Here is a 22,954-nt window from a genome sequence, read left to right as displayed (position 1 = left end):
CCAGCCGGTCCGGCCGCCCGCCTACCCCTCGGTGAGGGAGGTGTGCGCGACGACGCCGCGGCGGATGGCCTCCACGGCCTCGCGCGCGGCGCGGCGGACCCCGGGGTCGGTGGAGGCCGAGGCGATCTGGTCGAGCAGGTCCACCAGCTGCTTGCAGCGGCGCACGAAGTCGCCCGCGGCCAGGTCGGCCTCGCGCAGCACCTCGTCGAGCCGGTGCCCACCGGCCCACCGGTGCACCGCCCACGCCAGCCCCGGGTCCGGTTCCCGGGTCATCGGCACCTTGTGGTGGTCCTCCCGGTCGGTCAGGTCGCTCCACAGCCGGTGAGTCGCGGCGATCGCGGCCTCGGTGCGGCGCGGGACGCGGTCGGGGCGCCCACCCTCGTCGCGGCGGGACTCGTGCACCAGCGTGGAGACCGCCGCGGCCAGGTCCGCGGCCGGCAACCCGTCCCACGCCCCGTGCCGCAGGCACTGCGCCACCAGCAGGTCGGTCTCGGCGTTGATGCGCCGCAGGGTGCGCCCGGCGTCGGTGACGGCCTGCCCGTCGGCGGTGAGGTACCCCAGCTCGGCCAGCAGGTCGCAGACCCGGTCGAAGGTCCGGGCGATGGTGCCGGTGCGGCCCTCGATCTTGCGCTGCAGGCCCTGGGTGTCGCGGCGCAGCTTCTCCTCCCGCACCGCCCAGCGGGCGTGCTCCTCGCGCTCGGCGCACCCGTGGCAGGGGTGGGCGCGCAGCTGCTCGCGCAGCCGCGCCAGCTGCGCGTCCTCGGCCGCGCCGCTGGAGGCCCGGCGCCGGAACGGCACCTCCCCGCCGCCGACCTCGGCCAGCGCGTTGCGCAGCGAGGAGGCCAGGTCCCGGCGTTCCTGCGGGGACCGCCAGTTGAAGGCCTTCGGCACCCGCACCCGGGTGACCGCCTCCACGGGCCCGCTGAAGTCGTCCGCGTCGATGGTGCGCACCTGCCGGTCCTGGGACAGGATCCGCGGCGACGGCCCGGCGAACCCCTTGCCCGGCACCAGGTCCAGCACCACCCCGAAGGTCGCGCGCCGCCCCCCGGGCAGCCGCACCACGTCCCCGCGGGACAGGCCCTCGATGGTGCTGCGCGCCTCGGCGCGCCGGGTCGCGGCCCCGGCCCGGGACAGCTCCCGCTCGCGGTCGGTGATGGCCTGCCGCAGCGCGAAGTACTCCCGGAAGTCCCCCAGGTGGCACGACATCGCCTCGGCGTACCCGCCCAGGGCCTCGGTCTGCTTCTTGATCTGCTGGGCCTGCCCCACGACGGCCCGGTCGGCCTGGAACTGCGCGAACGACGTCTCCAGGATGTCGCGGGCGCGGTCGCGCCCGACCTGCTCGACGAGGTTCACGGCCATGTTGTAGGTGGGGCGGAAGCTGGAGCGCAGCGGCCAGGTGCGGCGCGAGGCGAGCCCGGCGACGGCCTCGGGGTCGGTCGTGCCCGACCACAGCACCACCGCGTGACCCTCCACGTCGATGCCGCGCCGGCCCGCGCGGCCGGTCAGCTGGGTGTACTCCCCCGGCGTGACGTCGACGTGGGTCTGCCCGTTCCACTTCACCAGCCGTTCCAGCACCACCGAACGGGCCGGCATGTTCACCCCCAGCGCCAGCGTCTCGGTCGCGAACACCGCCTTGACCAGCCCGCGGGCGAACAGGTGCTCGACGGTCTCCTTGAACACGGGCAGCATCCCGGCGTGGTGGGCGGCCAGGCCCCGCTCCAGGCCTTCCAGCCAGCTCCAGTACCCCAGGACCGCCAGGTCGGAGCTGGGGATCTCCGCGCAGCGCTCCTCGGCGACCGCGCGGATCTCCTTGCCCTCCTCCGGCGTCGTCAGCCGCAACCCCCACGCCACGCACTGCTCCACGGCCGCGTCGCACCCGGCCCGGGAGAAGATGAACGTGATCGCCGGCAGCAGCCCCGCCTGGTCGAGGGTGTCGAGGATCTGCGCGCGCGAGGCCGGGCGCGGCGCCGACGGCGGCCGGCCCCCGCGCTGGGCCGGTCCGCGGCGGCGACCCCGCCCGGCCCCGGCGAGCCGGTCGGTGCGGATCTGCTGGCGGGACATCGCCACGAGCTCGGGGTTGACGATCGCCCCCGGCACCAGGGACCCCTCGTCACCCTCCAGCGGGTCGCCGTCGGGGTCGGTGAACAGGTCGTACAGGCGCGTGCCCACGGCCAGGTGCTGCCACAGCGGGACCGGCCGGTGCTCGGAGACGACGACCTCGGTGTCCCCGCGGACGGTGTCCAGCCACGCCCCGAACTCCTCGGCGTTGCTGACCGTCGCCGACAGCGACACCACCAGCACGTCGGAGGGCAGGTGGATGATCACCTCCTCCCACACCGCCCCCCGGGAGCGGTCGGCCAGGTAGTGCACCTCGTCCATCACGACGTAGCCCAGGCCGTCCAGCAGCGGGGACCCCGCGTACAGCATGTTGCGCAGCACCTCGGTCGTCATGACCACGACCGGCGCTTCGCCGTTGACGGAGTTGTCCCCCGTCAGCAGGCCCACCGCGCCCGGTCCGTGCCGCTCGACGAGCTCGGCGTACTTCTGGTTCGACAGCGCCTTGATGGGCGTGGTGTAGAACGCCTTGCGGCGCGTCGTCAGCGCCAGGTGGGCGGCGAACTCCCCCACGACGGTCTTGCCCGCGCCGGTGGGGGCCGCGACCAGCACGCCACGGCCCGCTTCGAGGGCCTGGCACGCCTGCAGCTGGAAACCGTCGAGCTCGAAGCCGAGCGTGCTCGCGAACTGCGCGAGCTCGGTGCGCGACTCCTCTGTCCGGCGGCGCGCTGCCGCGTAGCGTTCCGCGGGGCTTGCCATGGGGGTGACAGTACGTCAGCGCGGCCCGCTGCGCGGTCTCGACCCGTCCCGTCCGCGACCCGGCAGGCCCCCGGTCAGGCCGCGAGCCGTCGCAGCGACGCCGCGGCGGCCACCAGATCGGTGTCCAGACCGGCGTCCAGACCGGCGTCCAGACCGGCGTCCGAACCGGTGTCCAGACCCGGCGACGGCTCACCGGAGCTCGTGAGCGTCAGCAGCGCGATCCACACGCTGCCCGGCAGCGGGACCGCCACCTGCTGCGACCGCAGGTGACCGGCACGGGCGTGCGAGTCCTGCACGACGGCGGCGTGCGGCCCCACCCGGGTCCGGCGCCCGCGGGCCAGCACCACCGTCGCGGAGAACTCGTCGGCCAGGGCCGGCGCCGTGCGGATCCACGTCAGGGTCAGCACCCGCGGCGCGAGCAGCGGCTCGTCCGCCGCCCGCACCCAGCTCGCCAGCACCCCGGCGCGGTCGTGGGCGCCCAGCGCCGCCTCGGCCAGCAGCCGCAGGCCGTCGCGGACCTCCTCGTCACCGTCGCGCCACGCCGGGGTCGCGGTGAACGCGGCCAGGACCTCCTCGTCGCGGCCGGTGTCGATCCGCAACGGCCGCCACCCCGCTGGAGCAGTGAGGGAGAAGCCGAACGGGGGACGTTGCGGGGCACCGGCCCCGACGGCGGTCTGCACGGGTGGTCCTCCTGCTTCAGTGGCCCGGACGGCGGCCGTCACCGGCCCGCTCCCACGCTAGGCGCGCCGGGCGCCGCCGCGCCGCGCCCGACCCACGAACGGAGGAACGAGCGATGGACGTGCAGACCGCGGACGCCCGCGTGCAGGAGCTGACCGCGCTGCTGCGCCAGGTCCGGCACGCCCGCGCCGAGGTCCCCACCCTCGCCCGCCCCCTGCGCGCGATCGGCCAGCGGGGCACCTGGACCGGCGCGGCGGCCGACCGGCTGCGGCACGACCACCTCGACCCACTGGACCGGCGGCTGCGCAGCGGCTTCGACCGGCTGGAGGCCGAGCTGCAGGAGGACCTGCAGCACGCCGTGCGGACCGCCACCGCCGCCCGGGACGCCGAGGCCTCAGCCGCGACCGAGGCCGCGACCGAGGCCGCACGCCGGGCGGCGGCCCCGTGAGCGGGCGCGTCGTCGAGATCAACGCCGAGTCCGTGCGGGGCCTGCGGACCGACGTCGCCGCCACCCGCGGCGGCCTCCAGGACCACCTGGCGCCCCTGCGCGGCCGGGCCGGCGCGCTCGGCGTCGGCACCCGCCCCTTCGACGACCTGCTGGGCGTCGCCGACGAGCTGACCACCGACGTCCTGCCCGTCCTGGAACACCACCTCGCCCTGGCGGAAGACCTCAACCGCCGCTCCTACGGCGGCCGGTTCGGCGACACGATCCCGCTGCTCGACCCCGCGGCGGCCCCCGGACCGGTGGCGGCCGCCCCGGTCCAGCCGGTCCTGAGCGAGGACGGGACCCTCAGCGTCTGGTCCGCCACCACGCCCCGGGAGGTCGCGCACGACGAGGCGGTGACCTCCTCCGCCCGCAGCCTCGGGCACGCGATCGCCGACTGGTTCGACGACACCGTCGAGGACGTCGGGGACGCCGTCGGCCGGGTCCGGGACCGGTGGGACGGCTGGACCGGCGACGTCGGCGACTGGCTCGACGAGCACGCCACCGGCGTCAAGACGTTCCTCGGCGAGCACGCCGACTCCCTGCGCAGCGCCGGTGACGTCATCAGCACCGCCGGCTGGATCACGACCGCCGCCGGTGGCGTGGTGGCCCTCGCCGGCGCCGTCGTCGGCGGGATCGGCGGCGGGATCGCCGGGGCCGCGGCCGGCGGTGTGGGCGCGATCCCCGGCGCGCTCGCCGGCGCCACCGTCGGGGCCGAGCCCGGGATGCTCCTGGCCGGCGCCGGGATGACGGTGGTCTCCCTCGGCGACCTGCTGCACGTCGCCGCCGACTGGGGCGACGGCACCACCACCGGTCAGCAGATGGTGTCCCGCGCCGCCGGTGGGGTCGTGCTCACCGCGCTGAGCCTGGGAACGTTCAAGATCGTCGGCAAGCTCGGGCCGACGGTCTTCCGGCACCTGCCGCCCGGCACGGCCACGGCGGTGGAGGGGTTCCTCGACCGGCTCACCGCCACGGGGTACGGCCAGCCGCGCCTGGCCCACGCCGACCGCCTCGCCGACGACGCCCGCCCGCCCGCCGCGGCCAACCCGGCGATCCCCGGGGCCGACGCGGAGCACTGGATGGGCGTCAACCCCGAGACGGGGAAGGCGTTCACCAGCGAGGAGGAGTGGGCGAAGCACTACACCTACGCCGACGGCACACCCCGCTACCCCCCGAACCGGGGTGCCGTCCCCGGGTCGCTGCGGACGTTCTACGACGCCGACCTGTTCACCGCCACCCACGGCAGGCACCTCGACCGCATCGGCGAGGAGACGGGGACGTTCCTGGGGGTGCCCCCGGGCACTCCGTGGCCCCAGCGGGCGATGGCGCCGGGGAACGTGGGAGACGCCCTCCACCGGTACGATCTGACCGACCGACCGCTGCCTGCCGGCATGAAGATCGAGGTGGCGACGATCGCCCCCGGTTTCGGCCAACCCGGTGGAGGCACGCAGGTGCAGTTCATCCAGGAGGTGAACGGTGAGTTCGCCTCCGTCTGGTCGATGGAGGACCTGGTCGACCTGGGTGTGCTCACGAGGGTGTCCAAGCAGTGACGGGATCCGGCAGAGGGGTGCGGGACGTGCGGTTCGACCCGGTCGTGGAGGAGTTCCTCACCGCCGCCGGCTGCCGGGTCACCGAACCCGGCGCCGGTTCGGTGGGCTGGACCAGGGGCGAGGTCGAGCACACCGTGCGGCGCGACCCGGCGGGGTTCGCGTTCTCCCGGCTCGAACGCCGCCAGCAGCTCAGCCGCGACGAGACCGCCACCTCGTGGGACCTCGCGCAACGCGTCGTCCTGGTCAAGGAGGGACGCAGCTGGCGTTCGCGCCAGGACCTGCCGGACCTCCCGCGGGACCTGGACGTGCGGGGGACGGGGGTCACCGTCACCGAGCACCCCCCGTTCGCCCGGCTGGAGGTGACCCGGGCCGACGGGACCAGGGACGTCGCGACCGGCCTGGTCCTCGCGCAGGCGCTGCGCCTGGCGCGGACCGTGGACCAGCCCCTGAGTGCCGTCGTCGACTCCCTGCGCGCCGTCGACGGGGGCCCGCTGTTCAGCCCGTGAGGGGGCGCCCGCGGTGGGGCGCCCGTCGAGCCGGCGCCGGGAGCGTTCGTCGTCGACAGCGGGTACCGGGTCGGCGAGCCCGACCCCGACTGCGTCGCCTGGGGTGACGGGCGGGTCCGGCACGTCGTCCGGCGCACCCCGGGAGAGCGCGACGTCGTGGGACCCGGCTGCTGATCGCGCTCACCGCGGGCGAACCGTGGCGGTCCGAGCAGCGCCTGCCCCGACTGAGCACCGCCCCCCTCACCCGCCGCCGGCACCGGTGCCCCGGCCTTCACCTGGGCGTCCGTGACGGCCGGGCTCAGGCCAGCACCCGCAACGCGCCGGGCACCACCTCGCACGTCACCGGCAGGTCCCCCAGCGGTTCGCCGTCGGCGTGCGGGCGCGGGCGCGGACCGTCCCCGACGTGCGTCAGCGCGACCGCCCGCGCCCGGTGCACGTGGACGGCGGGCACGTCCAGGTGCCGCCCGCGGCGGACCGTCGGCAGCAGCCGCAGCGCCCGCAGCGGGGGCAGGGCGTCGACGACGACGACGTCGAGCCAGCCGTCGCAGGGGTCGGCGTGCGGGGCCATGAGCATCCCGCCGCCGTAGCAGCGGGTGTTGGCGACGGCGACGAGCAGGCAGTCCCGCTCGAACGTCTCGCGCCGGTCCCCGAGGTCGAGGTCGACGCGCACGCCCACCCCGCGCACCACGGCCAGCTCCCGCAGCGCGGCCAGGGTGTAACGGGCCGGGCCGTGCGGCCACCGCCAGGAGTTGGCGCGCTCGTTGACGAGGGCGTCCACCCCCGAGGCCAGGATGCTGGCGTACCAGCCCGTGCCGGCGGCGTGGGTGACGCGCACCGCGTCGACGTCGCGGTACCGGCCCGCGTGCAGGGCCCGGGCGACGGACTCGGCCGCGCCCACCGGGTCACCCAGCGGCAGGTCCAGCCCGCGGGCGATGTCGTTGCCCGTCCCGGCCGGGACGATGCCCAGTGCGGTGCCGGTGCCCGCGACCGCCTCCACGCCGGCGTGGACGATGCCGTCACCGCCCACGACGACCAGGGCCTCGAAGTGGCCGGCGCGCTCGCGGGCCTCACGGGTGACCGCGGCCAGGTCGGGGCCGGACAGGTCGGTGACCTCGTGCCCCAGGGAGCGCAGGGTCTGCAGGACGCGGGTGCCCGCGGCGCGGCCGTCCCCGCGACCCGCCGTCGGGTTCACGAGGAGGCCGACCCGCCCCCGGTGGCTCACCGGGTCAGATGGTGCTGGCCTCGTCGTCGGACAGCTGCGCGTAGTCCGGCTCCGAGGAGTTCTTGCCGCGACGACGGTCGTTCGCGAGGCAGATGAGCGTGGCGATCGCGAAGAGCAGCAGGAGCGGGCAGGCCAGCAGCAGCATCGTCGTGATGTCCGACGTCGGCGTGACCAGGGCCGAGAACAAGAAGCTCATGAAGACGCTGATGCGCCACTGCTTCAAGATGGCCTTGCCCGACAGCAGGTGCGCGAAGTTCAGGCCGACCAGGACGACCGGCATGAGGAACCCCAGCCCGAACGCCATGATGATCCGCATCACGAACGACAGGTAGATGTCCGCGCCGATGAAGTTGGCCGCGTCCACCGGCGTGAAGTCGATGAGGAAGCGCATCGCGTTCGGCAGGACGAGGTACGCGATGGCGGCACCCGCGAGGAAGAGGGGCACGGCCGCGGCGATGAAGCCGATGGCGTAGCGACGTTCCTTCTTCGTCAGTCCCGGCGTGATGAACGCCCAGAGCTGGTAGATCCACGCGGGGCTGGAAGCGATCACACCGCACCAGATGGCCCCCTTGACCGCGAGGTCGAAGGCCTGGCCGACCTGGGTGAAGTTCAGCGCGACGTTGGAGTAGCCCTTGGCCGCCGCGAAGTCCAGCAAGGGCTGCTGGAGGTACTGGAAGACACCCTCGAACGAACCCCAGCCGGCCTTCCACCCGCGCCACAGGAACCAGCCGGCGATGCTGCCGATGAGCAGGAAGATCGCAGCCTTGAAGACTCGGTTGCGCAGCTCCTTGAGGTGCGCCATGAGGGGCATGCGCCCCTCCGGGTCCTTGGGCGCTCGTCGGCGAACGGTGGTCACGGCCATGGCTGCGGCGGTTCCTCAGTCGGTGCGGCGGCTCAGGAAGCGCGGGACTGGTGCTCGGCGTCCTTGCGCTCGGCGTCCTCGGCGGCCAGCTTGGCCTCGAGCGCCGTGGGCTGCGAGTCCTTGGCCGCGGTCGCGGGCGAAGCGGCGGCGGCGGGCTTCTTCTCGTCCTCCTTGCCGTCGTTCTTCATCTCCTTCACCTCGGACTTGAAGATGCGCATCGAACGGCCCAGACCCCGCGCCGCGTCAGGCAGTCGCTTGCTGCCGAACAGCGCGATGATCAGCACGACGAGGATGACGAGCACCCACGGGTGGTCGACGAGGTTGCGGAACATCAGTCCTCCAGGGTTGGACGTAGCGCGGCCATCGTACGTCTCCGACGCCCGCCTGTGGGACAAGCATGCGCGTCGAGTCGTCGTGATCGTGACCGATCACCGTCCGCCGGGCAGATCCCGGGCGAACTCCCAGGTGACTCCCCGGGAAGCACGAGAGCCGCCCGCGGGCGCCTGAGCGTCCGCCGAGCGGCTCCCCGAGAGGTGTGCGCGGTGAGTGTGCAGTGCGCCTCAGCGCACGGTGCGCAGGCCGCGGGCGGCCAGCGAGGCGAGGTCGTCGCAGGAGTCCAGCACCAGGGCGAAGTCCAGGACGTCGTCCCAGGCGATGGTGGAGCCGCTGTGGACCTCCATGGCCTCGGCCGGGATCGTCCAGCGCTCGACGGCGACACCGCCGGAGACCAGCAGCGCGACGACGTCCTCGCCGGCGGGCTTGCGGACCTCGTCCTTGCACTTGGGGCAGCCGAACGCGTAGAAGGAGCGCTCCTTGGCCGAGCACACCACGAGGCGGACCTGCTTGGGGGTGAGCTCGACGTCGCCGCAGCAGGGGCAGGAAGCCTTGATGGTGGTCATGTCGTGCACCTCTCGTCGTGGTGTGTGCGTCTCCGGCGGCGATCCCGCCGTCCGACAACCACTGCTTCGGCACGGACCGGCGATCCCTTGAACCCTCTTCCCGCAGCGACCTTGACACACCGCGCGCGGCTGTGCGTGACGTTCACCCGACCCGGTGACACCGGCCCGGTCCGCGCCCGCGACCGGACCCCTCAGGCGTAGCGTCCCAGCGCGGCCAGCGCCGCCTCGCGCACCTGCACCGCCAGCTCCGGCGGGTCCACCACCCGCGCCCCGGCCCCCAGCCGCAGCAGCAGCCGGCGCACCCAGTGCGTGTCCGCCGTCCGCAGCCGCACCCGCAGCGACGCCTCCTCCCACGCGTCCTCGGGGGCGTCCTGCACCGACTCCACCGGGTAGTAGTCCACGACCCACGCCGCCTGCGGCGCCAGGTCGATCGTCACCACCAGGTCGTCCGGGCTGGGCCGGAACAGGTCGGCGGCCACGTCCCGCGACCGCGCCCACGCCGGCGGCGTCCCGTCCACGTCCAGCACCTGCGCGCTCTCGATCCGGTCCACCCGGAACAACCGCACCCCCTCGGCGCGGTGGCACCACGCCTCCAGGTACCAGCGGCCCTCCACGTTGACCAGCCGCATCGGGTCCACGTCCCGCTCGGTGCGCTCGTCCCGGCTGGGCACCAGGTAGCTCAGGTGCAGCCGCCGGTGCGACCGCAGCGCCTCCCGGGCGTTCTCCAGCACCACCGCGCTGGAGGCGTCGCTGACGTCCACCGCCACCGCGTCCGCCGCCCCGGCGGCCTCCCCCGTGGCCTCCGACAGCTTCGCCATCGCCCCCTCCAGCGCCGCCCGGTCGTGCAGGCCCGGCACCTCGGCCAGCGTGCGCAACCCCACCAGCAGCGCCACCGCCTCGTCGACCGCCAGCCGCGACGGGCGCGCGATCGGGTCCGCGTTCGACAGGTACACGTGCCCGGACTCCCAGCGGGCGTCGATGAGGTCGTCGGGCAGGTGCCCCGGGGTGCCGCACACGAACAGCAGCTCCAGGTCGGCCACCAGCTCGTCCTCGGTGATGCCGAAGTGCTCGGCGGCCTCAGGCACCGGGATGCCCTGGTGGCGCAGCAGGTACGGCACCATCGCCAGCAACCGCGACAGCCGCTCGGTCGAGGCCGTGCTCACGCGCCCACCCCCGCCGCGCCCCGCAACCGGCGCAGGACCGCCTCGCGCAGGTCCTCCGGCTCCAGGACCACCACGTCGGCCCCGTACGCGGCCAGCTCGTCGGCGCTGGACTCCACGTCGCTGACGTCCACCACCACCACGTCCTCCCCCGGGCGCCCCTCGGCCTCCTGCACGCTGCGCGCCCGGCGCCGCACCGCCAGCCCCGCCCCCGAGCGGACCAGCAGCCGCGCCCGGCGGGTCTGCACCGCCCCCACCGTGCCCGCCACGACCTCGCGCGGGTCGATGCCCTCGGGGACCCGGTACGAACCCGGCCGCCCGATCCGCTTGACCGCCGAGGCCACCCGCGACAACCGGAACACCCGCGAGGCCCCCCGGTCCCGGTCGTGCCCCACCAGGTACCAGCGCCCGTGCCAGGACACGATCGCCCACGGCTCCACGTGCCGGACCGCCGGCTCACCCCCGGCGCGCCGGTACGTGAACGACACCGGCGTCCGGTCCCGCGTCGCGGCGTACAGCGGCTCGAACGCCGGCTCGGCCGTCCGCACCCGCGGCTCGACGCCCACCAGCGAGCTCTCGTCCGGCTCCACGCCCAGGCTGCGCAGCTTCACCAGCGCCCGCGTCGCCGGCCCCGCCAGGCTCGCCTGCTGCCACACCCGGCTGGCCAGCGACAGCACCGCCAGCTCCCCCGGCGTGAACCGGATCTCCGGCAGCGCGTACGCCTCCCGGTCGATCCGGTACCCCGCCTCGTCCTCGAACAGCGGGTCCTCACCACCGGTCTCCAGCGGGACCCCCAGCTCCCGCAGGTCCTCCTTGTCCCGCTCGAACATCCGCTCGAAGGCGACCGTGGTGGCGCAGTCGGCGTACTGGGGCACCGCCGCCCGGATCTGCTCCTTCGTCAGCCACCGGCGCGTGGCGGCCAGCGCGATGACGAGGTTCAGCAGTCGCTCGGTCCGGCGGGCACCGCGCGCAGCGGCGGCGGCCCCACCCGGCACACCGGCGGGGACGGGCGGCGTGGTCGTCATGGTGTGCTGGACGCTACCGGAATCGCGCGCCACCGCAGCCTGCGTACGCTCGGAGCGTGACGATCAAGTGGCGTTCTGCAACAGTCAACCGGCTCGGGGCGACCTGGGCCGGCTCCGTCGAGCTCTACGCCACCCTCACCCACGGCCCCGAGACCGGCACCGAGGTCAAAGCCCTCGCCCACCCCGACCTCGTCGGCACCCCCGCCCCCGGCGACCGCGTCCTGCTCAACGTCTCCGCCCTGGCCCGCGGCCTGGGCACCGGCGGCTACGCCCTGGTCGTGGCCCTGCCCGACCGCCTCCCCCAGGACCCGCCCCCCGGCCCCGGCCACCTCGTCAAGGCCCGCTACACCCCCCTGCAGACCATGGTCCTAGGCGCCGACGACCCCGAGTCCGGCCACCACGACACCCTCGCCGACGCCGACGACCTGCACGGCACCCCCGTCGTGGTCGCCGACCTGCACTCCGCGCTGCCCGCCGTCCTGGCCGGCGTGCGCGCCGACCGCCCCGACGCCCGCGTCGCCTACGTCATGACCGACGGCGGCGCCCTGCCCGCGGCGTTCTCCCGCGCCGTCGCCGGGCTGCGCGAGGCCGGCTGGCTGCACACCTGCATCACCACCGGCCAGGCCTTCGGCGGCGACCTGGAGACCGCCACCGTCCACACCGGCCTGCTCACCGCCGCCCTGGTCACCGGCGCCGACGTCGTCGTCGTCGCCCAGGGGCCGGGCAACCTCGGCACCGGCTCGCGCTGGGGCTTCTCCGGCGTCGCCGCCGGTGAGGCCCTCAACGCCGCCGCCGTCCTGCACGGGCGCCCCGTCGCCGCCCTGCGCGTCTCCGAGGCCGACCCCCGCCCCCGCCACCGCGGCGTGTCCCACCACACCCGCACCGCCGTCGGCCGCGTCGCCCTCGCCCCGGCCGACGTGCCCGTCCCCACCACCCCCGGCGCCTTCTACGACGACGTCCGCGCCCAGGCGCGCGGCCTGTGCGGGCGCCACCGCTACGTCGAGGTCGACGACACCGGCCTGGACGCGGCGCTCGCGGCCAGCCCGGTGCGGCTGTCCACGATGGGCCGGGGCCTGGACGCCGACCGCGCCAGCTTCCTGGTGGCCGCCGCCGCGGGCCGGCACGCCGCCGCCCTGCTGCCCTGAAACGCGAAACCCCCGCGATCGAGGACTCGTACGTCCTTGATCACGGGGGGGTGAGCAGGCGGTCAGCTCACTTCACGTCGACGAGGTCGACGACGAAGATCAGGGTCTCGCCGCCCTTGATGGCGCCGCCGGCGCCCCGGTCGCCGTACCCCAGGTGCGGGGGGATGACCAGCTTGCGCCGGCCGCCGACCTTCATGCCCAGCAGGCCCTGGTCCCAGCCCTGGATGACCATGCCGGCCCCCACGGGGAAGTCCAACGGGGTGCCGCGGTTCCAGGAGGAGTCGAACTCCTCGCCGGTGCTGAACGCGACGCCGACGTAGTGGGCGCTGACGGTCCGGCCGGCGGTCGCCTCGGTGCCGTCACCGACGATCTCGTCGACGATCACCAGCTCGGTGGGCGGTTCGCCCTCGGGGAAGTCGATCTCGGGCTTGGTGCGTTCGCTCATGGCCCTGACCCTATCGGCGCGCCGGCCCGGCACCCGGGCCAGCACCCCGCTCAGTACCGGCTCAGTACCCGTCGAGGATGTCGACGACGAACACGAGGGCACCGGCGGGCTGGCCGCTGGACGGCTGGTCGCCGTAGGCCTTCGCGGCCGGGATGACCAGCAGCACCCGGCTGCCGACGGTCTGGCCGATCAGGCCCTCGTCCCAGCCGACGATGAGCCCGCCGACGCCGATCTGCGTCTCGAACGGCTGCGCCGTCCACGACGACTCGAACACCTTGCCGTCGGCCAGGGTCGCCCCGACGTACTGCATCTTGACGTTCATGCCCGGCGTCAGCGCCGGCCCGGTGCCCTTGACGAGCGGCTGCACGACCGTGTCGGCCGGCGGGGTCGGGTTCGAGACGGTGAAACCGGTCGGCACGCCCTGGTCGTCGTAGGTGACGACCGGCAGGTCCGCCGGCGGGGTCACGGCCTCGCCCTCGGCCTTCGTGGGGACGACCTTCACGACGTCGGCGACGACGACGACGGTGGTGGTGGCGTCCACGCCCTCCTTGTCGAAGTTCGCGATGGCCTCCCCGAACCCGTCGTCGGGGGCGATCGCGATGACGAGGCGGTCCCCGACGTGGGCACCGACGAAGCCCCGGGCCAGGCCCATGGTGATGTTCCCCAGCTCGAAGCGCGCCGCGGTCGCGCCGTAGTTGCTGTCCAGCTCCTCACCGGTGGACCCGGCGTACAGCGTGTAGGCGAACGCGATGTCGTCGTCGGCGGTGATCTCGGGCCCGGTGCCGGCGGAGACGACCTTGCGGGAGGTCTCGGTGACCGCCAGCGGCGGCGTGAACGTCACGGTCGGCTTGACGGCCGGGTCGACCGGGCCGGTGACCTCCACGGCGAGCTGGTCGTCGGTGACGGCCGGGGTGACGGTGTTCGCCGACTGCGACGCGGCGGCCGTGGGGTCCACCGCGGGGGTGTCGGCCTCGGAGGCGCACGCGCCCAGCAGCAACGACACCACCAGGGCGGTGGAGGCGGACAGGACTGCGGTACGGCGGCGCACGGAGGTCCTCACTCATCGGTCGGGGCGAACCCGACCACCCTAACCGCGGACCCTGTGCGCCCGCCGACCATCCCTCACATGCTGTCGATGAGCCGTTCCACCCTGTCGTCGACGGCCTTGAACGGGTCCTTGCACAGCACCGTCCGCTGCGCCTGGTCGTTCAGCTTCAGGTGCACCCAGTCCACGGTGAAGTCGCGCCGCTTGTCCTGCGCGGCGCGCACGAAGTCGCCCCGCAGCTTGGCCCGCGTCGTCTGCGGCGGCACGCTGAGGGCCTCGAACACCTCGATGTCGGAGCAGACGCGCTCGGCCATGCCCCGCTCGGCGAGCAGGTAGTGCAGCCCCCGCCGGCGGTGGATGTCGTGGTACGCCAGGTCCAGGCGGGCGATGCGCGCCGACGTCAGCGGCAGGTCGTGCTTGGCCATGTACCGGTCCAGCAGCTTCTTCTTGATGACCCAGTCGACCTCCCGGTCGACCAGGGAGAAGTCCTGCGTCTCCACCGCCCGCAGCGCCCGCTCCCACAGGTCCAGGACCCGCTTCACGGTGGGCGTCTGCAACCCGCGGTGCTCGACGAACTCCTTGGCCTTCTCCAGGTACTCGCCCTGGATCTCCAGCGCGCTGGCCTCCCGGCCGTTGGCCAGGCGGACCGGTTTGCGGCCGGTGAGGTCGTGGGAGATCTCCCGGATCGCCCGGATCGGGTTCTCCATCGTCATCTCGCGCAGGACCACGCCCTCCTCGACCATCCGCAGGACGAGGTCGGTGGCCCCCAGCTTCAGCATCGTCGTCGTCTCGGACATGTTCGAGTCGCCCACGATGACGTGCAGGCGCCGGTACCGCTCGGCGTCGGCGTGCGGCTCGTCCCGGGTGTTGATGATGGGCCGGCTGCGGGTCGTCGCGCTGGACACGCCCTCCCAGATGTGGTCGGCGCGCTGGGACAGCGAGTACACCGCCCCCCGGGGGGTCTGCACGACCTTGCCGGCCCCCACGATCAGCTGCCGCGACACCAGGAACGGGATGAGCACGTCCGACAGCCGCCCGAACTCCCCGTGCCGGGACACCAGGTAGTTCTCGTGGCAGCCGTAGGAGTTGCCCGCCGAGTCGGTGTTGTTCTTGAACAGGAACACCTCCCCGGCGATGCCCTCGTCCTCCAGCCGGCGCTCGGCGTCGACCAGCAGCCCCTCGAGGGTGCGTTCACCGGCGCGGTCGTGCACGACGAGCTGACGCACGTCGTCGCACTCGGGCGAGGCGTACTCGGGGTGCGAGCCCACGTCCAGGTACAGACGGGCCCCGTTCTTGAGGAACACGTTGCTCGAACGGCCCCACGACACGACCTTGCGGAACAAGTACCGGGCCACCTCGTCCGGGGACAGCTTGCGCTGTCCCTCGAAGGCGCAGGTGACGCCGAACTCGGTTTCCAGCCCGAAGATCCGGCGATCCATTCCCCCACCTTAGGCACTCGGGCGCCGTGCGGCGCTGTGGAACGCGGCGATTCACTCCCCGGCGGGGACGGGACCGCCCAGCAGCGCCGACAGCGTCGGGGCGGTCAGGCGGCGGAACGTGCGCCGGTCGCGGGTGCGGTCCAGGACGGCGACCTCGAGGTGGTCGGCGGCGATGGGCCGCGGCCCGGACCCGGCGGCCTCGGCCGCGGCGTCCGAGCCCAGGGCCTCCACGGCCAGCGTCAGCGCCTCGCCCAGGGACAGCCCGGCGCGCCAGCGCTCGGCGAGCCGGGCCCCGATCTGCTCGGCCGAGCCGCCCATCGCGACGAACCCGTGCTCGTCGGCGACGGACCCGTCGTAGGTGAGGCGGTAGATCTGGTCGGTCTCGGGGGTCCGGCCGACCTCGGCGACCACGATCTCCACCTCGTACGGCTTGGACTCGGTGGTGAAGATGGCGCCGAGGGTCTGGGCGTAGGCGTTGGCCAGGCCGCGGGCGGTGACGTCGGAGCGGTCGTAGGAGTAGCCGCGCACGTCGGCGTACCGGACCCCGGCCACCCGCAGGTTCTCGAACTCGTTGTACTTGCCGACCGCGGCGAAGGCGACGCGGTCGTAGATCTCGGAGATCTTGTGCAGCGCCCGGGAGGCGTTCTCGGAGGCGAAGACGATCCCGTCGGCGAAGGCCACGACGACGACGGCGCGGCCGCGGGCGATGCCCTTGCGCGCGTAGTCGGCCTTGTCCTTCATCAACTGCTCGGGCGACACGTAGAACGGCACGCTCACGGCTCAGGCCTCTCCACCGGTGATGGCGGGGTTGCCCCCGGGGTTGCCCCGCCGGCCGGCCACGACGGCCTCCACGACGGGTTCGAGCTCGGCGTCGGGGACCTGGCGGAACCCGGCGGCGGTGACGACGCCCACGACGGGCCAGATCTTGCGCAGCAGGTCCGGGCCGCCGGTCGCGGAGTCGTCGTCGGCGGCGTCCCACAGCGCCTCGATCGCGACGCGGACGGTCTCGGCCTCGCTCATCGCGGGCCGGTACAGCTTCTTCAGCGCCCCGCGGGCGAAGATGGAGCCCGACCCCACGGTGTGGTGGTCCTTCTCCTCCGAGCGGCCGCCGGTGACGTCGTAGCCGACGATGCGGCCGCGGCCGGCGTCGAGGTCGTACCCGGCGAACAGCGGGACGACGGCCAGGCCCTGCATGGCCAGGCCCAGGTTGCCGCGGATCATCGTGGACAGGCGGTTGGCCTTGCCCTCGAAGGACATCAGAGTCCCCTCGAGCTTCTCGAAGTGCTCCAGCTCCACCTGGAACAGGCGGATCATCTCCACGGCCAGCCCGGCGACGCCGGCGATCCCGGCGCAGGAGTGCTCGTCGGTCTGGAACACCTTCTTGATGTCGCGCTGGGCGATCATCGGCCCCGCGGTGGCGCGGCGGTCACCGGCCATCACGACGCCGTCGGCGAACACCAGCGCCACGATCGTCGTGGCGTGCGGCGCCTCCCCGTGCCCCGGGCCACCGCCGGGCACCGTCCCCGAGGCCGGCACCGACCGCGCCGCGGGCAGCAGGTCCGGTGAGTACTCGCGCACGAAGTCGGTGAAGGACGAGGAACCGGGCCGCAGGAAAGCCGCCGGCAACCGTCCTGACTGATCGCTGGTGTGGTTCACCCCTGGGACCCTACCCGCCGGCCCGGACGGGCGCCGGGACCGGCGGGTGCGACACCGGCGGCGGCTACTGGCCGCCCTTCTGGACGAAGCCGCGCACGAACTCCTCGGAGTTGGACTCCAGCACCTCGTCGATCTCGTCGAGCAGCGCGTCGACGTCGGCGTCGGTCTCGGACGCCTTGGCCCCGGCCTGCCCCGGGACGGCCGGGGGCTCCTCGGCCTCGTCCTCGCGGCGGCTCGGGCGCTGCTGCTCCTGTCCAGGCATGGCTGGCTCCCCCTGACGTCTCGCGCACCGGGCCACGTGGGCCCGCTTCCGGGACGACACTAACCCCGCCGCCGGTGCCGCCGCCGGGTTTGCGGCCCGCCCCACCCCGTCCGCGCCCGCGCGGGGCCGCGCGGGGCCGGGCCGGCGGGTCAGCCGGTCAGGGCCGCGACGAGGTCCTCGGCGGTCCGGCAGCGGTCCAGCAGCGCCCCCACGTGCTCCTTCGTGCCGCGCAGCGGCTCCAGCGTCGGCACCCGCTGCAGCGCGCCGCGACCGGCGACGTCGAAGATCACCGAGTCCCAGCTGGCGGCCGCGACCCGTGAGCCGTACCGGGCCAGGCACTCCCCGCGGAAGTAGGCGCGGGTGTCGGTCGGGGGGTGCTCCACGGCGTGCCGGACCTGCTCGTCGGTCAGCAGCCGCTCCACCTGCCCGCGCTCGGCGAGCTTGAGGTACAGGCCCTTCTCGGGCCGCACGTCCGACCACTGCAGGTCCACCGCCTGCAGGCGGGCGTGGTCCCAGGCCAGGCCGTCGCGGGAGCGGTACCCCTCCAGCAGCCGCAGCTTCGCGACCCAGTCGACCTCCCGGGCCGCGGAGAACACGTCGGTCTCCAGCTTCGTCAGGACCTGCTCCCAGCGGGTCAGGACCTCGGCGGTGTCGGCGTCGACGTCGGCGCCGTAGCGGTCGGCGACGAACGCGCGGGCCGCCTCCAGGTAGGCCCACTGCACCTGCACCGCCGTCAGCCGGCGCCCGTCGCGCAACCGGACCAGCTGCCGCAGGCCCGGGTCGTGGGAGACCTCGTGCAGGGCCCGCACCGGCTCGGCCATCAGCAGGTCCCCGGCGGGGCTGCCCGGCAGGTACCCGGCCTCCAGCATCGACAGGACCAGGCTGGTGGTACCGACCTTCAGCAGCGTCGCGACCTCGCACATCGTGGCGTCGCCGACGATGACGTGCAGCCGCCGGTACTTCTCCACCGTGGCGTGCGGCTCGTCGCGGGTGTTGATGATGGGGCGCTTCATCGTCGTCTCCAGCCCCACCTCCACCTCGAAGAAGTCGGCGCGCTGGCTGACCTGGAAGCCCGCCTGCCGCGACTCCTGACCCAGCCCGACCCGCCCGGCGCCGGTGAACACCTGCCGGGACACGAAGAACGGGGTGAGGTGGCGCACCACGTCGCCGAAGGGCGTGGACCGGGCCATCAGGTAGTTCTCGTGGGTGCCGTACGAGGCGCCCTTGCCGTCGGTGTTGTTCTTGTAGATGGTCACCGGCGTCAGCCCCGGGGTGGCCGCGACCCGGCGCAGCGACTCCAGCAGGATCAGCTCCCCGGCCCGGTCCCACCGCACCGCGTCGCGGGGGGTCAGGACCTCCGGGGAGGAGTACTCCGGGTGGGCGTGGTCGACGTAGAAGCGGGCCCCGTTGGTGAGGATGACGTTCGCCATCGTCGGGTCCTCGGTCTCGGCGGTCACCACGTCCGAGGCGTTCGGCGCCGCCCGCCGCGACGAGCGCGTCCCGGACCCGCTCGCGGCCCGGCCCGGCTCGTCGGTCAGCTGCGAGGGGTGCGCCGCGGCCCGCTCCACCTCGAAGCCGCGCGCGTCGCGCAGCGGCGCCTCGTCCTCGTAGTCCCACCGCGGCCGCGACCCGGTGGCCGCCGAGGCGTACGCGTTGACGACCTGCGCCGACAGCAGCATCGGGTTCGCGCCCGGGTCACCGGGCACCGAGATGCCGTACTCCGTCTCGATCCCGACGACTCTGCGCACGCTCACGTCACGACCCTAGATCACCTCACTCGTTGCGCAGCGCGACCACCGGGTCCAGCCGCCCGGCCCGCCGCGCCGGGAACACCCCGAAGAAGATGCCCACCGCGGCCGACACCGCGAACGCCACCGCCGGGCTCCACCACTCGATCACCGCCGGCAGCGGCGAGAGCCGGTCGATCGCCAGCGACCCCGCGACCCCGATCGCGATCCCGATGGCGCCCCCGACGCTGGTCAGCAGCACCGCCTCGACGAGGAACTGCACCAGCACGTCCCGCTGCCGGGCCCCCAGCGCCTTGCGCAGCCCGATCTCCCGGGTCCGCTCCCGCACCGAGACGAGCATGATGTTCGACACGCCCACCCCGCCCACGACCAGGGAGATCCCCGCGATCGCGGCCAGCACCGCCGTCAGCAACCCCAGGATCTGCCCCACCACGCCCAGGATCTGCGTCTGCGTGACCGCCGAGAACGTCTGGTCGGGGTACTGCGCCTTCATGGCCCGCCACAGCCGCTCCGACAGGTCCGTCACCGACGACGCCGACGGCGCCTTCACCGCGAACGCGTCGACCCGGTCGATGGAGAACAACCGCTGCGCGGTCGTGATCGGCACGTGGATCTCGTTGTCCTGGGAGACCCCGAAGCTCTCCCCCTGCTCGGCCAGCACCCCGATGACGTCGAACCGCGTCCCGGCGATCGTGACCTGCCGTCCCAGCGGGTCGGTCCCCGGGAACAGCGCCTGCGCCGTCGCCGACCCCAGCACCGCCACCCGGCGGCGGGCGTCGACGTCGACGGAGGTGAAGTACTGCCCCTGCGCCACCGGCCGGTTCACGACCTGCGGCAGGTTCTGGTCCGCGCCCTGGATCGTCGTGAACTGCTCCCGCGTCCCGGCCCGCACCTGCGCCCCCGTGCCGATGCGCGCCGTCACCGCCCGGGCGTCCCCCACCACGTCGGCCAGGACGTCGGCGTCGTCGAGCTGCATCGTGGACGTCGACGGGCCGCTGGCGGCGAGGTTGTTCGTGTCGAACTGCCCCGGCACCACCAGGATCAGGTTCGACCCCAGCCCCTCGACCTGCTGCTCGATCTGCTGCCGCGCCCCGGACCCGATCGAGACGACCACGATGACCGCCGCGATGCCGATGATGATGCCCAGCATCGTCAGCAGGCTGCGCAGCCGGTTGCCCCGCAACGCGTCCAGCGCGACCCGGAACGCCTCCCAGCCCTTCACGAGGCCACCGCCGTGTCCAGCTCCACGAGCCCGTCGCGCACCCGCACCTGACGGCGCGCCCGCCCGGCGACCTCGTCGTCGTGGGTGACCAGCACCACCGCCACCCCCCGCTCGGAGTTCAGCTCCTCCAGGATGCGCATGACCTCCGCGCCGTTGCGCGAGTCCAGGTTCCCCGTCGGCTCGTCCGCCAGCAGGATCCGCGGCCGCCCCACCAGGGCCCGCGCGATCGCGACCCGCTGCTGCTCACCGCCGGACATCTGCGTCGGCCGGTGCGTCAGCCGGTGCCCCAGGTTCACCGACCGCAACGCCTCCGCCGCCAGTTCCCGGCGCTCACCGGCGCCCACCCCCCGGTACAGCAGCGGCAACGCCACGTTCTCCACCGCGCTCGAGCGCGGCAGCAGCTGGAAGGCCTGGAACACGAACCCGATCTCCCGGTTCCGCAGGTCCGCCAGCTCGGCGTCCGACAGCCCCGCCACGTCCCGGCCCCCCACCCGCAGGACCCCCGACGTCGGACGGTCCAGGCACCCCAGCAGGTGCATCAACGTCGACTTGCCCGAACCGCTCGGGCCCACGATCGCGGCGTACTCCCCCTCCGAGACCGTGAAGCTGACCCCCCGCAGCGCCTCCACCGTGGTGTCCCCGAACGAGTACGACCGCCGCACGTCCACCGCCTCGATCGCCGCCGGCGCACCCGGCCCCGGCACCGAACCCCGCGCCGCGTGCGAAGTGCGAGACGTCACGGGACCTGCTGCCCCTGCGACACGTCGGCCGCGCCCTCGACGACGATCCGCTCCCCACCGGTCAACCCGGCCGTGATCTCCACGTCCGCGTCCCCGCGGACCCCCACCGTCACGTCCTGCCGCTCGGCGCGCCCCGAGCGCACCACCCACACCGAGTCCGAGTCCGCCGACCCGTTCACCGAACCCGCCCGCACGATCGCCGACGCCGGGACCTCCACCACGTCCGTCGCGCTCTTGACCACCAGCGACACCGCCGCGCTCATCCCCGGCAACGGCGTCGCCGCCGCCTGCCCGTCCGCGCCCGTCCCGCCGTCGTAGCTCAACCGCACCGTATACGTCACCGCGCCACCGGCACCGGACTTCGCCGTCGGGTCCACGCTGGTGACCGTCCCCCGGTACCGGGCCCCCTCCACGGCGTCCACCGCCACGTCGGCCACCACACCCGGCTGCACCAGCAGCACGTCCGTCTCGTCCACGTCCGCGCTCAACGTCAACGTCGAGGCGTCGATCACCGACACCAGCGTCGCGCCCTGCCCGACCGCCGCGCCCTGCGCCAGCACCGGCGCCCCCGCGGCCGACGCGTCCTGCGCGCCCGCCGCCGGCAACGACACCCCGCTGCCGGCCAGCAGCTGCTCGGCGCCCGCCGGCAACCCCGACCCCCCGCCGCCCCCGCCGGACCCCAGCGACACCCGCCCCGAGATCGGCGCCACCACCGTCAGCGCGTCCACCGTCGCCCGCGCCGCCGCCACCGCCGCCCGCGTCTGCACCCGCTGCGCCGAGTTCAACGACTCCACCGCCGCGTCCAGGTTCCCCAGGCCCGAGTTCACCTGGTCCACCAGCGCCTGCGTCTGCGAGGCCAGCAACTGGTACTGCGTGCGCGACGACTGCACCGCCGCCAGCGCCGCCGCCCGCGCCGCCGGGTCCGCGATGGCCTGCGCCTGCGCCTCGGCCTCGGCGAACCGCGCCTGCGCGTCCCGCTGCGCCCTGCGCTGCTGCGCGGCCACCTGCGACGACGACTGCGCCGACGACTTCCCCGACCCCGACCGGGCCGCCTCCGCGTCCGCCGCCTCCGCCTGCTCCAGCGCCTGCACCGCCGAGGGGGAGTCGATCGTCATCAGCACCTGACCGGCCTGCACCTCCTGGCCGTCCCCCACCGCCAGCGTCGCCACCGTCCCGGCCGCCGGCGCCTTCAGCACCGCCGAGTTCCGCGGCTGCACCTGCCCCGCGGCGTCCACGACCTGCCGCACGTCCCCGCGCCCGACCGTGCCCAGCCCGATCCGGGCCGCGTCCTCGTCCCCGCCGCAGCCCGCCAGCACCAGCACCCCGGCCACCCCCGCGGCGGCGCACAGCAGCCACGACGGCCGGGACGGGGAACGGGGAACGCTCAACAGGGCGGGCACCCGGTCACCCTAGGGCCTGCCCCCGACCCGCGGATCCTCCCCAGGGCGGGCACCGGCACCCCGCTCCTCCCCCCTGCGTCGCACCCGGCCGCACCCGGCCTAGCCTCACCCCGGTGACCGAGATCGTCGCTCTCTACGACCCCACCAGCCCCACCGGGCACGTCACCGGCGCCGCCCCCCGCGACCGCGTCCGCGCCCTCAACCTCCCCCACGCCGCCACCGGCGTCCTGCTGCGCGACCAGCGCGGCCGCGTCCACGTCCACCGCCGCACCGACACCAAGGACCTCAACCCCGGCGCCCACGACTGCCTCGCCGGCGGCGTCGTCGCCGCCGGCGAGGACCCCCTCGACGCCGCCCACCGCGAACTGCGCGAGGAACTCGGCGTCGACGCCCCCCTCACCCCGGTCCTGGTCCGCTGGTACCGCGACGACACCACCCACTACCTCGCCCACCTCTACGAGGCCCGCTGGGACGGCACCCCCCTGACCCTGCAGCCCAGCGAGGTCGCCACCGGCTGGTGGGAGGACCCCACCACCCTGCGCGCCCGGCTCGCCGACCCCACCTGGCCCTTCGTGCCCGACACCCGCGCACTGCTGGCCCACTGGCCCGAATGGTGGAAGGATCCGCACCGCTCGTGACCGAACCGTGACCC

At 74.4% G+C, this 22,954-nt stretch carries 23 protein-coding genes; 5 read left to right on the top strand and 18 right to left on the bottom strand.

The window, feature by feature from the left end:
• Window positions 1–21 precede the first annotated feature (21 nt).
• Together ACRYRX_RS13290 and ACRYRX_RS13285 are read right to left on the bottom strand one after the other, a co-directional pair.
• Window positions 22–2,814, bottom strand: coding sequence for a DEAD/DEAH box helicase (locus tag ACRYRX_RS13290; RefSeq protein WP_432512461.1), 2,793 nt, complete (start codon window positions 2,812–2,814; stop codon window positions 22–24).
• 74 nt (window positions 2,815–2,888) lie between these two features.
• Complete coding sequence (locus tag ACRYRX_RS13285) at window positions 2,889–3,494, bottom strand: hypothetical protein (protein WP_432512460.1); 606 nt, start codon at window positions 3,492–3,494, stop codon at window positions 2,889–2,891.
• A gap of 113 nt (window positions 3,495–3,607) precedes the next feature.
• On the opposite strand from ACRYRX_RS13285, the gene ACRYRX_RS13280 reads away from it, so the two are divergent.
• Genes ACRYRX_RS13280 through ACRYRX_RS13270 form a run of 3 tightly spaced genes read left to right on the top strand, consistent with a single transcriptional unit; the run spans window position 3,608 to window position 6,032 of the window.
• The gene (locus ACRYRX_RS13280) at window positions 3,608–3,940 is read left to right on the top strand and encodes a hypothetical protein (protein ID WP_432512458.1); all 333 of its coding nucleotides are present in this window, start codon (window positions 3,608–3,610) and stop codon (window positions 3,938–3,940) included.
• Window positions 3,937–5,526 carry a TNT domain-containing protein gene (locus ACRYRX_RS13275; RefSeq protein WP_432512457.1) on the top strand — a complete coding sequence of 530 codons (1,590 nt, stop codon included), beginning with the start codon at window positions 3,937–3,939 and terminating at the stop codon, window positions 5,524–5,526. The genes ACRYRX_RS13280 and ACRYRX_RS13275 overlap by 4 nt, the downstream gene beginning before the upstream one ends.
• 26 nt (window positions 5,527–5,552) lie before the next feature.
• A complete protein-coding gene (locus ACRYRX_RS13270; RefSeq protein ID WP_432512455.1) occupies window positions 5,553–6,032 on the top strand; it encodes a hypothetical protein in 480 nt (159 codons plus the stop codon).
• Window positions 6,033–6,330: 298 nt separating this feature from the next.
• Here ACRYRX_RS13270 and ACRYRX_RS13265 read toward each other — a convergent pair whose 3' ends face one another.
• From ACRYRX_RS13265 to ACRYRX_RS13240, 6 genes are all read right to left on the bottom strand, one after another.
• Window positions 6,331–7,254 (bottom strand): diacylglycerol/lipid kinase family protein, encoded by a 924-nt coding sequence (locus ACRYRX_RS13265; protein WP_432512453.1) that lies wholly within the window; start codon window positions 7,252–7,254, stop codon window positions 6,331–6,333.
• Between the two features lie 4 nt (window positions 7,255–7,258).
• Window positions 7,259–8,065, bottom strand: a complete 807-nt coding sequence (gene tatC, locus ACRYRX_RS13260) for a twin-arginine translocase subunit TatC (RefSeq protein ID WP_432512452.1) — start codon at window positions 8,063–8,065, stop codon at window positions 7,259–7,261.
• Window positions 8,066–8,148: 83 nt separating this feature from the next.
• Complete coding sequence (tatA, locus tag ACRYRX_RS13255; RefSeq protein WP_432512450.1) at window positions 8,149–8,448, bottom strand: Sec-independent protein translocase subunit TatA; 300 nt, start codon at window positions 8,446–8,448, stop codon at window positions 8,149–8,151.
• Window positions 8,449–8,676: 228 nt separating this feature from the next.
• Entirely contained in the window at window positions 8,677–9,015 is a 339-nt protein-coding gene (locus ACRYRX_RS13250; RefSeq protein ID WP_432512449.1) for a hypothetical protein, read from the bottom strand.
• 191 nt (window positions 9,016–9,206) lie between these two features.
• Window positions 9,207–10,178 (bottom strand): helix-turn-helix transcriptional regulator, encoded by a 972-nt coding sequence (locus ACRYRX_RS13245; protein WP_432512448.1) that lies wholly within the window; start codon window positions 10,176–10,178, stop codon window positions 9,207–9,209.
• Window positions 10,175–11,200, bottom strand: a complete 1,026-nt coding sequence (locus ACRYRX_RS13240; protein ID WP_432512447.1) for a helix-turn-helix transcriptional regulator — start codon at window positions 11,198–11,200, stop codon at window positions 10,175–10,177. Before ACRYRX_RS13240 ends, ACRYRX_RS13245 begins: the two co-directional genes overlap by 4 nt.
• Before the next feature lie 56 nt (window positions 11,201–11,256).
• On the opposite strand from ACRYRX_RS13240, the gene ACRYRX_RS13235 reads away from it, so the two are divergent.
• A complete protein-coding gene (locus ACRYRX_RS13235) occupies window positions 11,257–12,345 on the top strand; it encodes a DUF3866 family protein (protein ID WP_432512445.1) in 1,089 nt (362 codons plus the stop codon).
• Between the two features lie 67 nt (window positions 12,346–12,412).
• Here ACRYRX_RS13235 and ACRYRX_RS13230 read toward each other — a convergent pair whose 3' ends face one another.
• The 10 genes from ACRYRX_RS13230 to ACRYRX_RS13185 all read right to left on the bottom strand — a co-directional run bounded on the left by ACRYRX_RS13230 (window position 12,413) and on the right by ACRYRX_RS13185 (window position 22,302).
• Window positions 12,413–12,790, bottom strand: coding sequence for an FKBP-type peptidyl-prolyl cis-trans isomerase (locus tag ACRYRX_RS13230; RefSeq protein ID WP_432512443.1), 378 nt, complete (start codon window positions 12,788–12,790; stop codon window positions 12,413–12,415).
• A 61-nt stretch (window positions 12,791–12,851) separates the two neighbouring features.
• Window positions 12,852–13,838 (bottom strand): FKBP-type peptidyl-prolyl cis-trans isomerase, encoded by a 987-nt coding sequence (locus ACRYRX_RS13225; protein WP_432512442.1) that lies wholly within the window; start codon window positions 13,836–13,838, stop codon window positions 12,852–12,854.
• 74 nt (window positions 13,839–13,912) lie between these two features.
• Entirely contained in the window at window positions 13,913–15,274 is a 1,362-nt protein-coding gene (gene pafA, locus ACRYRX_RS13220) for a Pup--protein ligase (protein ID WP_432512440.1), read from the bottom strand.
• Window positions 15,275–15,325: 51 nt separating this feature from the next.
• Window positions 15,326–16,051 (bottom strand): proteasome subunit alpha, encoded by a 726-nt coding sequence (gene prcA, locus ACRYRX_RS13215; RefSeq protein ID WP_432512439.1) that lies wholly within the window; start codon window positions 16,049–16,051, stop codon window positions 15,326–15,328.
• Between the two features lie 3 nt (window positions 16,052–16,054).
• On the bottom strand, window positions 16,055–16,930 hold the full coding sequence (prcB, locus tag ACRYRX_RS13210) for a proteasome subunit beta (RefSeq protein ID WP_432512438.1): 876 nt from the start codon (window positions 16,928–16,930) through the stop codon (window positions 16,055–16,057).
• A gap of 64 nt (window positions 16,931–16,994) precedes the next feature.
• Window positions 16,995–17,192, bottom strand: a complete 198-nt coding sequence (locus ACRYRX_RS13205; protein ID WP_432512436.1) for a ubiquitin-like protein Pup — start codon at window positions 17,190–17,192, stop codon at window positions 16,995–16,997.
• 149 nt (window positions 17,193–17,341) lie between these two features.
• A complete protein-coding gene (gene dop / locus ACRYRX_RS13200) occupies window positions 17,342–18,946 on the bottom strand; it encodes a depupylase/deamidase Dop (protein ID WP_432512434.1) in 1,605 nt (534 codons plus the stop codon).
• Window positions 18,947–18,965: 19 nt separating this feature from the next.
• Window positions 18,966–20,162 carry an ABC transporter permease gene (locus ACRYRX_RS13195; protein WP_432512433.1) on the bottom strand — a complete coding sequence of 399 codons (1,197 nt, stop codon included), beginning with the start codon at window positions 20,160–20,162 and terminating at the stop codon, window positions 18,966–18,968.
• Complete coding sequence (locus ACRYRX_RS13190) at window positions 20,159–20,902, bottom strand: ABC transporter ATP-binding protein (protein WP_432512431.1); 744 nt, start codon at window positions 20,900–20,902, stop codon at window positions 20,159–20,161. Before ACRYRX_RS13190 ends, ACRYRX_RS13195 begins: the two co-directional genes overlap by 4 nt.
• Window positions 20,899–22,302 carry an efflux RND transporter periplasmic adaptor subunit gene (locus tag ACRYRX_RS13185; RefSeq protein ID WP_432512430.1) on the bottom strand — a complete coding sequence of 468 codons (1,404 nt, stop codon included), beginning with the start codon at window positions 22,300–22,302 and terminating at the stop codon, window positions 20,899–20,901. Before ACRYRX_RS13185 ends, ACRYRX_RS13190 begins: the two co-directional genes overlap by 4 nt.
• Window positions 22,303–22,415: 113 nt before the next feature.
• On the opposite strand from ACRYRX_RS13185, the gene ACRYRX_RS13180 reads away from it, so the two are divergent.
• Entirely contained in the window at window positions 22,416–22,940 is a 525-nt protein-coding gene (locus tag ACRYRX_RS13180) for an NUDIX hydrolase (protein ID WP_432512428.1), read from the top strand.
• Window positions 22,941–22,954: the final 14 nt, after the last annotated feature.

It is taken from the genome of Kineococcus lubricus, assembly GCF_050871965.1.
Classification (GTDB): Bacteria; Actinomycetota; Actinomycetes; order Actinomycetales; family Kineococcaceae; genus Kineococcus.
The sequence above is the reverse complement of the archived record's forward strand: the minus strand, read 5'-3'. Positions and strand labels throughout refer to the sequence as shown.